Origin of the sequence: Rhizobium sp. Leaf306 (assembly GCF_001423425.1) — a bacterium.
Taxonomy (GTDB): Bacteria; Pseudomonadota; Alphaproteobacteria; order Rhizobiales; family Rhizobiaceae; genus Neorhizobium; species Neorhizobium soli.
The window spans coordinates 129754-142478 of record NZ_LMNX01000005.1; the positions used below are offsets into that span (position 1 = coordinate 129754).

14 protein-coding genes are annotated in these 12725 nt (G+C 61.9%); 6 read left to right on the forward strand and 8 right to left on the reverse strand.

What is annotated here, in order from left to right; genetic code table 11:
- Nucleotides 1-67: 67 nt before the first annotated feature.
- Nucleotides 68-1096 carry a sensor domain-containing diguanylate cyclase gene (locus ASG19_RS21145; RefSeq protein ID WP_062462292.1) on the forward strand — a complete coding sequence of 343 codons (1029 nt, stop codon included), beginning with the start codon at nucleotides 68-70 and terminating at the stop codon, nucleotides 1094-1096.
- 25 nt (nucleotides 1097-1121) lie between these two features.
- On the opposite strand, the gene ASG19_RS21150 is transcribed toward ASG19_RS21145, so the two are convergent.
- From ASG19_RS21150 to rplS, 3 genes are all read right to left on the reverse strand, one after another.
- Nucleotides 1122-1958 (reverse strand): amino acid ABC transporter permease, encoded by an 837-nt coding sequence (locus ASG19_RS21150; RefSeq protein WP_062462295.1) that lies wholly within the window; start codon nucleotides 1956-1958, stop codon nucleotides 1122-1124.
- Nucleotides 1959-1998: 40 nt separating this feature from the next.
- The gene (locus ASG19_RS21155; protein ID WP_062462297.1) at nucleotides 1999-2796 is read right to left on the reverse strand and encodes a transporter substrate-binding domain-containing protein; all 798 of its coding nucleotides are present in this window, start codon (nucleotides 2794-2796) and stop codon (nucleotides 1999-2001) included.
- Nucleotides 2797-3000: 204 nt separating this feature from the next.
- Nucleotides 3001-3537, reverse strand: coding sequence for a 50S ribosomal protein L19 (gene rplS / locus ASG19_RS21160; protein ID WP_062462300.1), 537 nt, complete (start codon nucleotides 3535-3537; stop codon nucleotides 3001-3003).
- A gap of 270 nt (nucleotides 3538-3807) precedes the next feature.
- Between rplS and ASG19_RS21165 the strand changes: the two genes are divergently transcribed.
- Entirely contained in the window at nucleotides 3808-4554 is a 747-nt protein-coding gene (locus ASG19_RS21165) for a sulfite exporter TauE/SafE family protein (RefSeq protein ID WP_062462303.1), read from the forward strand.
- Here the strand turns inward: ASG19_RS21165 and trmD are convergent.
- The 5 genes from trmD to ffh form a co-directional block, all read right to left on the reverse strand.
- Nucleotides 4551-5231, reverse strand: coding sequence for a tRNA (guanosine(37)-N1)-methyltransferase TrmD (trmD, locus tag ASG19_RS21170; protein WP_062462630.1), 681 nt, complete (start codon nucleotides 5229-5231; stop codon nucleotides 4551-4553). The genes ASG19_RS21165 and trmD overlap by 4 nt on opposite strands.
- A 5-nt stretch (nucleotides 5232-5236) precedes the next feature.
- Entirely contained in the window at nucleotides 5237-5803 is a 567-nt protein-coding gene (gene rimM, locus ASG19_RS21175) for a ribosome maturation factor RimM (RefSeq protein ID WP_062462633.1), read from the reverse strand.
- Nucleotides 5804-5934: 131 nt separating this feature from the next.
- Nucleotides 5935-6300: a 30S ribosomal protein S16 gene (rpsP, locus tag ASG19_RS21180; protein WP_062462306.1), complete on the reverse strand. Its 366-nt coding sequence runs from the start codon at nucleotides 6298-6300 to the stop codon at nucleotides 5935-5937.
- Nucleotides 6301-6357: 57 nt separating this feature from the next.
- Complete coding sequence (locus tag ASG19_RS21185) at nucleotides 6358-6672, reverse strand: chorismate mutase (RefSeq protein WP_062462309.1); 315 nt, start codon at nucleotides 6670-6672, stop codon at nucleotides 6358-6360.
- A 12-nt stretch (nucleotides 6673-6684) separates the two neighbouring features.
- Entirely contained in the window at nucleotides 6685-8262 is a 1578-nt protein-coding gene (gene ffh / locus ASG19_RS21190) for a signal recognition particle protein (protein WP_062462314.1), read from the reverse strand.
- A 406-nt stretch (nucleotides 8263-8668) separates the two neighbouring features.
- Between ffh and ASG19_RS21195 the strand changes: the two genes are divergently transcribed.
- The 4 genes from ASG19_RS21195 to mtaB all read left to right on the forward strand — a co-directional run bounded on the left by ASG19_RS21195 (nucleotide 8669) and on the right by mtaB (nucleotide 12709).
- Nucleotides 8669-9742 (forward strand): MBL fold metallo-hydrolase, encoded by a 1074-nt coding sequence (locus ASG19_RS21195; RefSeq protein ID WP_062462318.1) that lies wholly within the window; start codon nucleotides 8669-8671, stop codon nucleotides 9740-9742.
- A 63-nt stretch (nucleotides 9743-9805) separates the two neighbouring features.
- A complete protein-coding gene (locus ASG19_RS21200) occupies nucleotides 9806-10393 on the forward strand; it encodes a biliverdin-producing heme oxygenase (protein ID WP_062462321.1) in 588 nt (195 codons plus the stop codon).
- A gap of 112 nt (nucleotides 10394-10505) precedes the next feature.
- The gene (gene dapF / locus ASG19_RS21205) at nucleotides 10506-11426 is read left to right on the forward strand and encodes a diaminopimelate epimerase (protein ID WP_062462324.1); all 921 of its coding nucleotides are present in this window, start codon (nucleotides 10506-10508) and stop codon (nucleotides 11424-11426) included.
- Nucleotides 11423-12709, forward strand: a complete 1287-nt coding sequence (mtaB, locus tag ASG19_RS21210; RefSeq protein WP_062462327.1) for a tRNA (N(6)-L-threonylcarbamoyladenosine(37)-C(2))-methylthiotransferase MtaB — start codon at nucleotides 11423-11425, stop codon at nucleotides 12707-12709. The genes dapF and mtaB overlap by 4 nt, the downstream gene beginning before the upstream one ends.
- Nucleotides 12710-12725: the final 16 nt, after the last annotated feature.

Sequence of the window (12725 nt, forward strand, 5' to 3'; positions counted from 1 at the left end):
TACTAAAGGAACCCCCTCATGGGGGGCCGGTCGGCAGCGCCTCCCGGGCCTGAAAGAGGAGACGAGAATGGCTTTGCCAGCGCAGCTTCCCGACAACGAGGCTGAACGCCTGCTCTCTGTGCGGGCCCTGATTTCCGCCGACGGACCCTCCACGCCGGAGCTCGAGGCGCTTGTGAAGCTTGCCAAGGATGTGTTCACGACGCCTTATGCGGCCGTCAACATCGTCGACGCCGATTGGCATCGGGTGGCCTGCCAAGTTGGCATTCGAACGAGCGAATGCCCGCGCGACATCTCGATCTGCTCCCGTGTCGTGTTCGACAACGAGGTCGTGGTGGTTCCCGATCTTGCCCGCCATCCGGAACTGCGCGATCTTCCTTATGTGCTGGGCGAGCCGGGTTTCAGGTCCTATGCCGGTGCGCCGGTCGCGCTGGAGCCGGGTCTTCCCGTTGGTGCCTTCTGCCTTCTCGATACCGAGCCGCGCGAATTCAGCGACCGGGAGATCGCCAATCTCATGCATTTCGCCGAGGTGGCGAGCGGTCTTTTGCGGTTGCAGAAGGCAAATCATGTGATGGGTTTTGCCGAGGAAAAGCTGCGGCTGGCCGCAATCACCGATCCGATGACCGGGTTCTACAATCGCGCGGCGCTGGTCTCGATCGTCGACGGCATGCTGGCCGATGCGTTTTCGGCGCAGCAGACGGTCGGCGTTCTCTACATGGATATGGACGGGTTCAAGACGATCAACGACACGCTCGGCCATCCCGCTGGCGATGAAGTGCTGAAGCAGGCGGCGCAACGCATTACCGAATGCCTCGGTGTCCAGGAAATTGCCGTCCGGATGGGTGGCGACGAGTTCGCCGTCTTCGTACCGAACCTTGCCAATGCCAATGCGCTGGCCGGTCTTTCGGAACGCCTCGTGAAACGGTTCCGCAGCCCGTTTGCCGTGGGCAGGCATATCGTCAATGCACGTCTGAGCGTGGGTGCTGCCCTCGCACCGCATGCAGGGTCGGATCGCCTCAGCCTGTTGCAGGCCGTGGATGAAGCGCTGTACGAGGCGAAGGCCTCCGGCCGCGACAGGTTCGTCCTCAGGTCCTCCTGACGGCGGCGAATGCGGGCGATGCCTTCTATCGACGGCTTGCCTTTCTGATCCCCTGTTCCCGCATCCTCTTTTCGACTTGCCGCAAGGCAATCGACAAGCCGATCGTCAGGATCAGGTAGATATAGGCGACGATCGAATAGGTTTCGAAAAACCGGAACGAGCCGGACGCATAGATCTTGCCGGCCTGGCTGATATCGGCCACGCCGAGAACCGAAACGAGAGAACTGTCCTTCACCATGGCAACGAAGTCGTTCGAGAGGGGTGGGAAGATCACTCGTATCGCTTGCGGAAACACGACAAGGCGAAAGCGCTGACCCCGCGTCAGCCCGAGCGCCATGGCCGCTTCGACCTGGCCGCGATCGATGGACTGGAAACCGGCGCGAAAGATCTCGGCGATAAAGGCGGAATAGCCGATCGTCAGCGCAATGATCGCTCGCCACATCAGCGACAGATCGCGGACCTGCATCGGCTCCAGCCAGCCGCCGTCGACCAATGGCGTGATCAGGACATTGTAAAAACCGACGATCGCCGGTGCGCCGGCAAAGGCAATGTAGAATAAAAGCACCAGGATCGGGATGCCGCGCACGACTTCCACATAGAAGCGCGCCGCCTGCCTCAGCGCGAGGCGATCGGAAAGACCGGCAAGCGCGATCGCCAGGCCTAGCGCGGTGGCAAGCACGAAGGCCGTGACCGTCACGAACACCGTCACCCAGATGCCGCGCGAGACTGTGGCAAACACTTGGGCATAGAGATCGTTGACGACGATCACGGCTGCGATCGCGAGGCCTATGACGACGACGGCTGCGAGCCACCACGGACGATCACCATCGCCGCCCGATGTCGGCAGGGTCTGAAAGGTCATCAGGTTTCGACCCTGTCCGCGGTGCCTGCCATCCTGATGGTCACTGGCCCATCTTGTAGTCGAGGAACCACTTTTTGTTCAGGGCATCCAGCGTGCCGTCGGCTTTCAGCGCGGCGATCGCGGCGTTGACGGGCGCTGCGAGATCCGATCCCTTCTTGAAGATGAAGCCGAAATCTTCGGCGCCGAGCGGGCCGCCGATCACCTTCAGCCCGCCGTTCGACGCGTCGACATAGCCTTTCGCCGCAACGCTGTCGGTCAGGACGAGATCGACATCGCCGCCTTTCAACGCCTGCACGGTTGCGCCGAAGGTTTCGAACAGCTTGATGCGCGGGTTCTGCTCGTTGCCGTCGAGGATGCTGTAGACGGCTGTATAGAAGGGCGAGGTGCCCGGCTGGGCGCCGATCAGCGCGCCGTCCACGGCAGCGAAGGCCTTTTCGTCGGCAAAGCGGGTTTCGTCGCCACGTACCAGCATGAACTGTTCGGAGCGCAGGTAGGGATCGGAGAAATCGACCTGTGCCTTGCGTTCATCCTTGATGGTGATGCCGGTCATGCCGATGTCGTACTGGCCATCGGACACGGCCTGGATCATCGCGTCCCAGCTGACGTTCTGGTACTCGACCTTGAAATTCAACCGCTTGGCGATCTCGTTCATCGCATCATACTCCCAGCCGATCGCCTTGCCCGTCTTCGGATCGACGAACTGCAGGGGCGGGTAGGCGTTTTCGGTGACGACGACAACGGATCGGCCCTTCAGGTCCGGCAGGTTTTGCGCAAAAGCAGTGACCGGTGCCAGGCTTGCAACTGCGAGGGCGGCAATGACAAAACGTCTTTTCAGCATGGGGCGATCCTCAAGAGAAATATCTCAGCCAAATCTCACCAATTTCTGCGGGAAGACAAGCACAACCATTCCTTCAGACGAAGATCGCTGGGTTTGGCTTTGCAGACGCAACTGCATGGGATCGATATCAATGCCCGAGGGCAATCGCAGGCAATAAAAAAGGCGGCCAACCGGCCGCCTTTTCTCATCCCATGAAGGGAAATCTTATTCAGCAGATGCTGCTTCTGCAGCCTTTGCTTCTTCCGCAGCCTTCGCTTCAGCGGCTTCTGCTGCTGCCTTGTCGGCGGCGAGAGCCTGTGCTGCTGCGATCTTTTCAGCTTCGATGCGTGCCTTTTCTTCGACAACTGCAGCGCGCTCGGCTTCGTTCAGCTTGCGTGCACGCGTGCCGGTGTTCTCGACGATACGAGCCGACTTGCCGCGACGATCGCGCAGGTAGTACAGCTTGGCGCGACGGACGCGACCGCGGCGAACGATTTCGACGCCTTCGACGAGCGGCGAGTAGACCGGGAATACGCGCTCGACGCCTTCGCCGTAGGAGATCTTGCGAACGGTGAAGCTTTCGTTGATGCCACCGCCGGAACGGGCGATGCAAACGCCTTCATAGGCCTGTACGCGGGTACGGGTGCCTTCCGTCACGCGGACGTTGACGCGGACGGTGTCGCCCGGGGAAAATTCTGGAAGCGAGCGCTTGGCTTCGATCTTGGCGACCTGTTCGGCCTCAAGCTGCTGGATGATGTTCATGTGTCAAACCTCAGGTTTTTCTGAAACAGCCAGAGCGCTCTTAGGATCCGTTGGTCAAAGCCTCTGGATCTGCCTTGCGGCAGAGCGTTTCGCCATTCTTTGTTGCTGGCAGACGGGACAGTTTTCCCATTTCCGTTCGCGCCATTACACGAAAGGCATGCGCTTGTCATCGGGCATGCCGCAATTTTGTGGCGATCGGTGGCGTTTTCGCCGCTTGCTGCCTCTCTATAGCAGGTCTAAAGGCTGACCGAAAAGAATTCGGGAGGATTCATGTCGATCACCATGGTGGTGCTGTTGGCCGCTGCCGGCTTTTTCTCGGGCGCCGCCAACGCGATTGCCGGCGGCGGGACGTTTCTCGTCTTCGGCGCCTTGACGCTTGCCGGCGTGCCGCCGATCTCGGCCAATGCAACATCGTCGATCGTGCAGTTTCCGGGCTATGTCACCTCGACGCTTGCCTATCGCCGCGAGATTGCCAGCCACTGGCGAAGTGCTTTGGCGCTCGCAATCGTCTCCGTCATCGGCTCGATTTTGGGAGCGCTGATCCTGCTGGCGCTCGACAATGACGCGTTTCGCCAGGTCGTGCCGTGGCTCCTGGGCGCCGCGACCGCCGTGTTTGCGGCAGGCCCATGGCTTAAGCCGAAAGCCTCGTCCGAGCGCCCTGCCAACTCGCCGCTTTCGGTCATCGGTCAGTTCCTGACATCGATCTATGGTGGGTTCTTCGGGGCCGGAATGGGGATCATGATGCTGGCGGTGCTGGGTATGACGACCGGCGGCAGCTATCACCATCTCAACGCGCTGAAGAACATGCTGGCGGCGCTGATTGCCGGCGTCGCGATCGTCGTCTTTGTCGGCGGCGGCGTGATTGCCTGGCCGGAAACGATCATCATGATGCCGGCCGGCGCGCTTGGCGGCTATTGCGGCGTGTGGCTCGCACGGCGCGTTCCGCAGGCAGTGCTGCGCTGGTGCGTGGTGGCGGTCGGCGCAGGCCTCACCGTCTACTATTTCGTGACCGGCTAGCTCTCGTTCAGCAGGTCCGGGCGGCGTTCCCGAGTAAGCCGCAGCGACTGTTCGAGCCGCCATTTCTCGATCGCGGCATGGTTGCCGGAGGTCAGAATAGCGGGGATTTCCCGGTCTTCGAAGACCTGTGGGCGGGTATAATGCGGATGTTCGAGCAGGCCGTGCTCGAAGCTTTCGTGGGTGCCGGACAGGGCATTGCCCATCACGCCCGGCAGAATGCGCACGACGCTATCGAGCAGGGTCAGGGCTGCCGGCTCGCCGCCCGAAAGGATATAGTCGCCGATCGACACTTCCTCGAGCTGGCGTGCATCGATCACCCGCTGGTCGACGCCTTCGAAACGACCGCAGACGATCACCACGCCCTCGCCATCGCCAAGCTCGCGGACCCGCTTCTGGCTGAGCGGCTTTCCGCGCGGGCTCATCAGCAGGCGGGGACGGCTGTCATCTACGAGGGAATCGATCGCCTTGCCGAGAATATCCGCCCTTAACACCATGCCGGCGCCGCCGCCGGCCGGCGTGTCGTCGACAGTACGGTGCTTGTCCTCCGCGAAATCACGGATCTGCATCGCTTCAAGCGACCACTGCCCGCGTTCCATTGCCTTGCCGGAGAGGGAAAAGCCGAGATGGCCGGGAAACATTTCCGGATAGAGGGTGAGCACCGTCGCGCGAAACGGCATCGCGGTCACTTGTCCTTGCGCGGAAAGTTCGAGTTCGCGTCGTCTTCGTCCGGGTTTTCGATCAGGCCCGCAGCTTCGGGATCGATCAGGATCTTGCCGCCTTCGAGATCGATCTCCAGAACGGCTGCCTCGGTAAACGGAATGAGCGACGGACGACGGCCGGGGCCTTTCAGCTCCAGGAGGTCGCCGGCGCCGAAATCGAAAACGGCGCTGACCGTGCCAAAGCTCTTGCCGTCCTTGTCGACGGCTTCCAGGCCCTCTAGGTCGGCGTAGTAGAATTCGTCGTCGTCCAGTCCCTCGTCCGGCAGGTTGTCACGGTCGACGAACAGCTCGATGCCGTTCAGCGCTTCTGCATCCTCGCGGCTGTTGATGCCGCGGAAGCGGACGATGACGACGGTTTTCGCCTCGCGGATATCGAGGATCTCGAAGACCCGGCCGTCCGCGGTGTAAAGGTTGCCGTAGTCGCCGAGCGCCGTCGGATCCTCTGTAAAGGATTTCACCCGCACCTCGCCCCGCAGGCCCTGGGCAGCGCCGATCGTTGCCATCAGAACTGGGTTTTCGAGCTTGGTCATGCGGGAAGGCTCCGGTTTCTTCGCGCCCATTTAAGCGCAACACAGTGAAATGAAAACAGTCTCGGCGGAATGAAAACAGCAAAACGGGCGGTGCGTTGCCGCACCACCCGTCGAATCAAAAGAAGCGGATCTTATTCCGCGGCAGCAGCTGCCTTGGCGTCTTCGATCTTCTTTGCGCGCTCGGCAGTGCGTTCCTGAGCCTTCTTGCCCGGCTTTGCCTTTTCCGGGTTGCTCTTGGCATCGCGCTGGCCAACGCCGGCTTCTGCGAGGAAGCGCAGAACGCGGTCGGTCGGCTGTGCGCCGTTGTCGAGCCAATGCTGAACGCGCTCTACGTTGACTTCAACGCGCTTTGCGTCGTCCTTGGCAAGCATCGGGTTCCACGAACCGACCTTTTCCAGGAAGCGGCCGTCACGCGGCGAACGGGCGTCAGCAACGACGATCGTGTAGTAAGGACGCTTCTTCGAGCCACCACGGGCAAGACGGATCTTCAAGGGCATTGTATTCACTCCTAGGTTTGTCTGGGCCGCCGTCCCGGCGGGCCGTGTCGTTATTGTTTAAGCAGTTTCCTTACCGCCGTGTTCGGCGGCGATGGCTTCATGATGCCGGATGACTTCCTTGATGACGAAGTTCAGGAACTTCTCGGCGAAATCCGGGTCCAGATGAGCGTCGTCCGCCAGGCGGCGAAGGCGTTCGATCTGGTATTCCTCGCGCGCCGGGTCTGCCGGCGGCAAATCGTATTGGGCTTTGAGGACGCCCACTTCCTTGGTGCAGCGAAAGCGTTCCGCCAGCATATGCACCAGTGCCGCATCGATATTGTCGATCGACTGGCGGTAGCTCGAAAGCTTTGCCTTGATCTCAGGGTCAACCATCGCGTCCTCCCCTCACTTCTTCTTGCCAGGCAGGCCGGGAAGACCCGGGAAGCCGCCAAGGCCGGGGAGCTTTCCGCCGCCAAGACCCGGCATTCCGCCGCCCATGCCCGGCATCGAGCCAGGCTTCAGGCCGGCAGCTTCGGCCTGCTTCTGCAGGGCTTCCAGCTGCTTCGGATCGAGCTTGGAAAGATCGGGCATGCCGCCCATTCCACCCATTCCGCCGCCCATGCCACCAAGACCCATCTTGCCGGCAAGGCCGCCCATCATCTGCTTCATCATGCCGCCCTTGCCCTTGCCGCCCATCATTTTCATCATGTCGGCCATCTGGCGGTGCATTTTCAGCAGCTTGTTGATTTCGGACGCGTCCGTGCCGGAGCCGGCTGCGATGCGTTTCTTGCGGGAGTGCTTCAGCATATCCGGGTTGGCGCGTTCGGCCTTCGTCATCGAGCCGATGATGGCGATCTGGCGGTCGAACATCTTGTCGCTCATGCCGGATGCGGCAAGCTTGTCCTTCATACCGGCCATGCCGGGCATCATTCCCATGATGCCGCCCATGCCGCCGAGCGACTTCATCTGGCGCAGCTGGTCGGCGAGGTCGTTCAGGTCGAACTTGCCCGACTGCATCTTCTTGGCCATCGCCGCGGCTTTTTCCGCGTCGATGTTTTCAGCTGCCTTTTCGACGAGGCTGACGATGTCGCCCATGCCGAGAATACGGTCGGCGATGCGGCGGGGATGGAACTCCTCGAGTTCGTTCATCCGTTCGCCGACACCGATCAGCTTGATCGGCTTGCCGGTGACGGCGCGCATCGAAAGTGCTGCACCGCCGCGGCCATCGCCATCCATGCGGGTCAGCACGAGGCCGGTAATGCCGACGCGTTCGTCGAAATTGCGGGCCAGATTGACGGCGTCCTGGCCAGTTAGTGAGTCGGCGACCAGCAGGATTTCATGCGGATTGGACTTCCGCTTGATTTCCGCCATTTCGGCCATCAGCGGTTCGTCGATATGCGTGCGGCCGGCGGTGTCGAGGATGACGACGTCGTGGCCGCCGAGCTTTGCAGCCTGCACGGCGCGCGCGGCGATATCGGTCGGCGACTGGCCGGCGATAACAGGCAGCGTATCGACGCCGGTCTGGACGCCAAGCTGGCGCAACTGTTCCTGAGCTGCCGGACGTCGCGTATCGAGCGACGCCATCAGCACCTTTTTCTTTTCGCGGTCGGTCAACCGCTTGGCGATCTTGCCTGTGGTCGTGGTCTTACCCGAACCCTGCAGACCGACCATCATGATGACAACAGGGGCCGCGGCATGCAGGCTGATGCCGACGCCTTCGGTCCCGAGCATTTCGACCAGTTCGTCATGGACGATCTTGACGACCATCTGGCCGGGCTTGATCGATTTCAGAACCTCGGCGCCGACGGCCTTTTCGCGAACCTTGTCGGTAAAGGCGCGCACCACTTCCAGCGCCACGTCGGCTTCCAGAAGCGCACGGCGAACCTCGCGCAGGGCGGCGGATACATCCGCTTCGCTCAATGCGCCACGGCCGGTCAGTCCATTCAGAATGGAGCCAAGACGGTCCTGGAGGTTTTCGAACATCGTGTATTCCTTCTTCGTTTCCGGGTGCCCAAAAACGTCGGTTCTTTCGCCGGCAAATACAAGGCACCAAGGAGTACGCAAAGCCAAATAGCACCCGAGGGCGCCACGCGCTGTCGGGTGTTGACCTCCGGGTTTCCGAATAGTTCGGCTCCCGGTCGGCGGCTCCAAGTTCTCGGACTTGTCAGCAGATTGCCGGGCTTAAACAGGAAATGGGGGTGGAAGTCAAGGCGCGCCGGGGTTTTGCCGCGGGCGAGGGCGTCCGCTGACGAGATGCCGGAGATCTGATGTTGCCGCAAGCTTCCGCCCGTGCGCGAATTGCCGTATTCTATAGGGGATATATGCGAACCTAGATAGAGGTGGCCTTGATGGCGCAGCTCTTGCAAACCCTGGTGATCGAACAGACCTCATGAAACGTCGCAATTTTCTCAAATGGTCCGGGATCGGCGCAGTGGTAGCCCTTGCCGGCGGGTTGACCGCAAGAGGTGCCATGGCAGCCAACAGCTATTATTCCGGGCCGGTATCCGATCACTTCGACGGAACGCATTTCTTCAATCCCGGCGGAGAGGAGCCGCGCGGAACTCTCGATCTCCTGCGCTGGAAGTTCGGCAACGGCAATATTCCCTGGCCGGACACGTTTGCCAGCCCGTTTCCGCAGGCCGTGCCGGAGACGCGCGTGACCGGCAATCGTCTTGTCGTCACCATGGTCGGCCATGCGTCGCTGCTGATCCAGGTTGCCGGCGTCAATATTCTGACCGATCCGGTCTGGTCGGAGCGTGCCAGTCCGGTCTCCTTCGCCGGGCCCAAGCGGGTCAATCCGCCGGGTATCCGCATCGGTGATCTGCCGCCGATTGATATCGTGCTCGTTACCCACAATCACTACGACCACATGGATCTCGAGACGCTGTGGGTGCTTGAGGGCCGCGACAAGCCGCATTTCATCACACCGCTCGGCAATGATGCGATCATCCGCTCCAAGGTGCCGGATGCGAAGATCACGGTCATGGACTGGGGCGGCAGCGAGACTGTAGCGCCCGGCGTCGTGTTTCACTGCGAGCCCTGCCATCACTGGTCGGCGCGGGGTCTCGGCGACCGGCGCAAGGCATTGTGGGCGGCCTTCGTGTTTGAAACGCCGGCCGGCAAGGTCTATCATGTGGGCGATACCGGATTTCACGAGGGCGTCAACTATCGCGCCGCGGGCAGTAAGCATGGTCCTTTCCGCCTCGCGAACCTGCCGTTCGGCGCCTATGAGCCGCGCTGGTTCATGAAGGCGCAGCACCAGGATCCGCAGGAAGCCGTCGAAGGGATGCAGCTTTGCGGAGCCTCCTTCGTTGCCGGGCATCACTGGGGCACGGTCAAGCTGACCGACGAGGGCATCGACCAGCCGGTGGAGGCGCTGTTTGCGGCGCTCGACAGTCGTGGTATTGCGCGTGAACGATTCCGGCCGATGCGGGCAGGTGAGGTTTTCGACGTTCCGGCGTGACGGAGCTTGACGAGCCGCTCCACAGTTTGCTTGATGCGGAAACATGAGTATTTGGGGCAAGATATGCAGATCGAACTGGACCGCCTGACGGACGCTACTCGCATCCAGCGCCTCAAGGCGCAGACAGCGGGCACGCATGATACGCTCGACAAGCGGATCATGCGGGCGGAGCCATTCGCCAATCGCGAGCGCTATGCCTTGTTTCTCGACGTGCAGCATCGGTTCCACGCCGATGTCGCGCCGCTCTACGCGGCCGCCGAACTCAACCGGCTGCTGCCCGGCCTTGCCGGGCGTTGCCGGCTGGAAGCGCTTCGCCACGACATCGCGGATCTCGGCGGCGTGCCGGAACAGCTGGGATCAACGACCGGCCCCCTGAACCCTGCGACCGCGCTCGGCTGGCTCTATGTCGCCGAAGGCTCCAATCTCGGCGCAGCCTTCCTGCGCAAGGAAGCGGCCAAGCTCGGGTTGTCGGACGATTTCGGCGCGCGGCATCTGGCCGGCCACACGGACGGCCGCGGCCTGCACTGGCGCAACTTCGTTTCGGCCTATAACGAGCTTCTGCTGACCGAGGCAGAGGAACTCGAGGCAGCAGAAGGCGCCAGGGCGGCGTTCCGCCGGGTGCATGCGCTGGTCGACCAGATCTTCGGATGACAGGATCGGAGAATGGCGCTCGCCGCACAAGTTGCGCGCGCTACTGGCAATTCATGGCGTTTTCCGCCATATACGGCCGATGACCGGTAAATTACCGCACGGGTTGGCAATCATGGCAGAACAGGTCGAATTTGCGCGCATGAACGGGCTTGGCAACAAGATCCTGGTCATCGACATGCGCGGTCGCGCCGACAAGGTCACGCCGGAAGCAGCCGTTGCGCTCAACGCGGATGCTGCGACCCAGTTCGACCAGATCATGGCGATCCACGATCCGAAGATAGCGGGTACCGACGCGTTTATCGACATCCTGAACTGCGACGGCAGCAAGGCCCAGGCCTGCGGCAACGGCACGCGCTGCGTCGTGCAGGCCTTGAGCTCCGAGACTGGCCGCAAGGTTTTCACCTTCCAGACGGTTGCCGGCATTCTCAATGCGCGTGAGCACGAGGATGGCACGATCTCGGTCGATATGGGCAAGCCGGCCTTTGCCTGGGACAAGATCCCGTTGTCTGAAGAATTCTACGATACCAGCCGGATCGAGCTGCAGATCGGCCCGATCGATGCGCCGATCCTGCATTCGCCGTCCGCAATGGCGATCGGCAATCCGCATGCGATCTTCTGGGTCGACCGCGACCCGATGGATTTCGATCTGGAACGGTTCGGACCGCTTCTCGAAAACCATCCGATCTTTCCGGAAAAGGCAAATATCACGCTGGCGCAGGTGACATCGGAAACGTCGCTGCGCACCCGCACGTGGGAACGCGGCGCGGGTCTGACGCTTGCCTGCGGTTCCGCCGCCTGTGCCGCCGGCGTGTCCGCTGCGCGCACCGGCCGCACGGGTCGCACCGTGACCATCGATGTTGCCTCAGCGCCCACCCGGCAGCCGCTTGTCATCGAGTGGCGTGAAGACGATCACGTTGTCATGACCGGCCCTGCGGAATGGGAATGGTCCGGCAAGGTCGATCCGGTCACCGGTGAATTTTCGCGTGACGGGGAATTGGGGCAGGGCGCTTACCAAGGGGCGCAGGTCCATTGAGTGGCGTCGAGGTCATCACCTTTGGCTGTCGGCTGAACACCTACGAATCGGAAGTGATGCGGGCGGAGGCCGAAAAGGCCGGGCTCAACAATGCCGTGCTGGTGAATACCTGTGCTGTGACCTCGGAAGCGGTGCGCCAGGCCCGCCAGACCATCCGCCGCGTGCGCCGTGACAATCCGCATGCCCGGATCGTCGTCACGGGTTGCGCCGCTCAGACCGAAAAGCAGACGTTTGCCGACATGCCCGAAGTGGACATGGTGCTCGGCAACGAGGAAAAGCTGAAGAGCCAATCCTACCGCGCGCTTCCGGATTTCGGCGTGTCGTCGGAAGAGAAACTTCGCGTCAACGACATCATGAGCATCAAGGCGACGGCGCCGCAGATGATCCGTCATATCGACGGTCACGTGAGGGCCTTCATCCAGGTCCAGAACGGCTGCGACCATCGCTGCACGTTCTGCATCATTCCCTACGGTCGCGGCAATTCCCGTTCGGTGCCGATGGGCGCGGTCGTCGAACAGGCGCGCAGGCTTGTCGAAGGCGGGTATCGCGAGATCGTGCTGACCGGCGTCGATGCCACCAGCTACGGCGGCGACCTTCCTGGCCAGCCGACGCTCGGGCTTCTCGCGAAGACGCTTCTGAAGCAGGTGCCTGAAATCCTGCGGCTGCGGCTGTCGTCTATCGACAGTATCGAGGCGGACAATCACCTCTGGGATCTGATCGCCGACGAGCCGCGCTTCATGCCGCATCTGCACCTCTCGTTGCAGCATGGCGACGACATGATCCTGAAGCGGATGAAACGCCGCCACAGTCGCCGCGAGGCTTTCGCCTTCGTCGAACAGGCGCGGCGCCTGCGGCCCGAAATCGCATTCGGCGCCGACATGATCGCCGGGTTTCCCACCGAGACGGAAGAGATGTTTGAGAATTCGGCGACGCTTGCGCAGGACGCCGGCATTTCCTTTCTGCATGTTTTCCCCTATAGCCCGCGTCCCGGAACGCCGGCCGCGCGGATGCCGCAGCTCGACCGGGCAGTGGTCAAGGAGCGTGCAGCACGGCTTCGTGCAACGGGCGAAGCGTTGCATAAAGCCCATCTCGACCGCATGGTGGGGACCGAACAGATCGTCATCGTTGAAAACAACGGTTTGGCGCATACCGAAAACTTTTCGCTGGTCGCCGTGCCGGGGCTGGTTCCCCGGGACATCCAGCGCATTATGATAACTGGCCATAACGGCAAACATCTCGACATGCGGGTCATGGCCGCTCCCGCCACAGAGCGGGCGGCCTGACCGGAACGGATTTCTT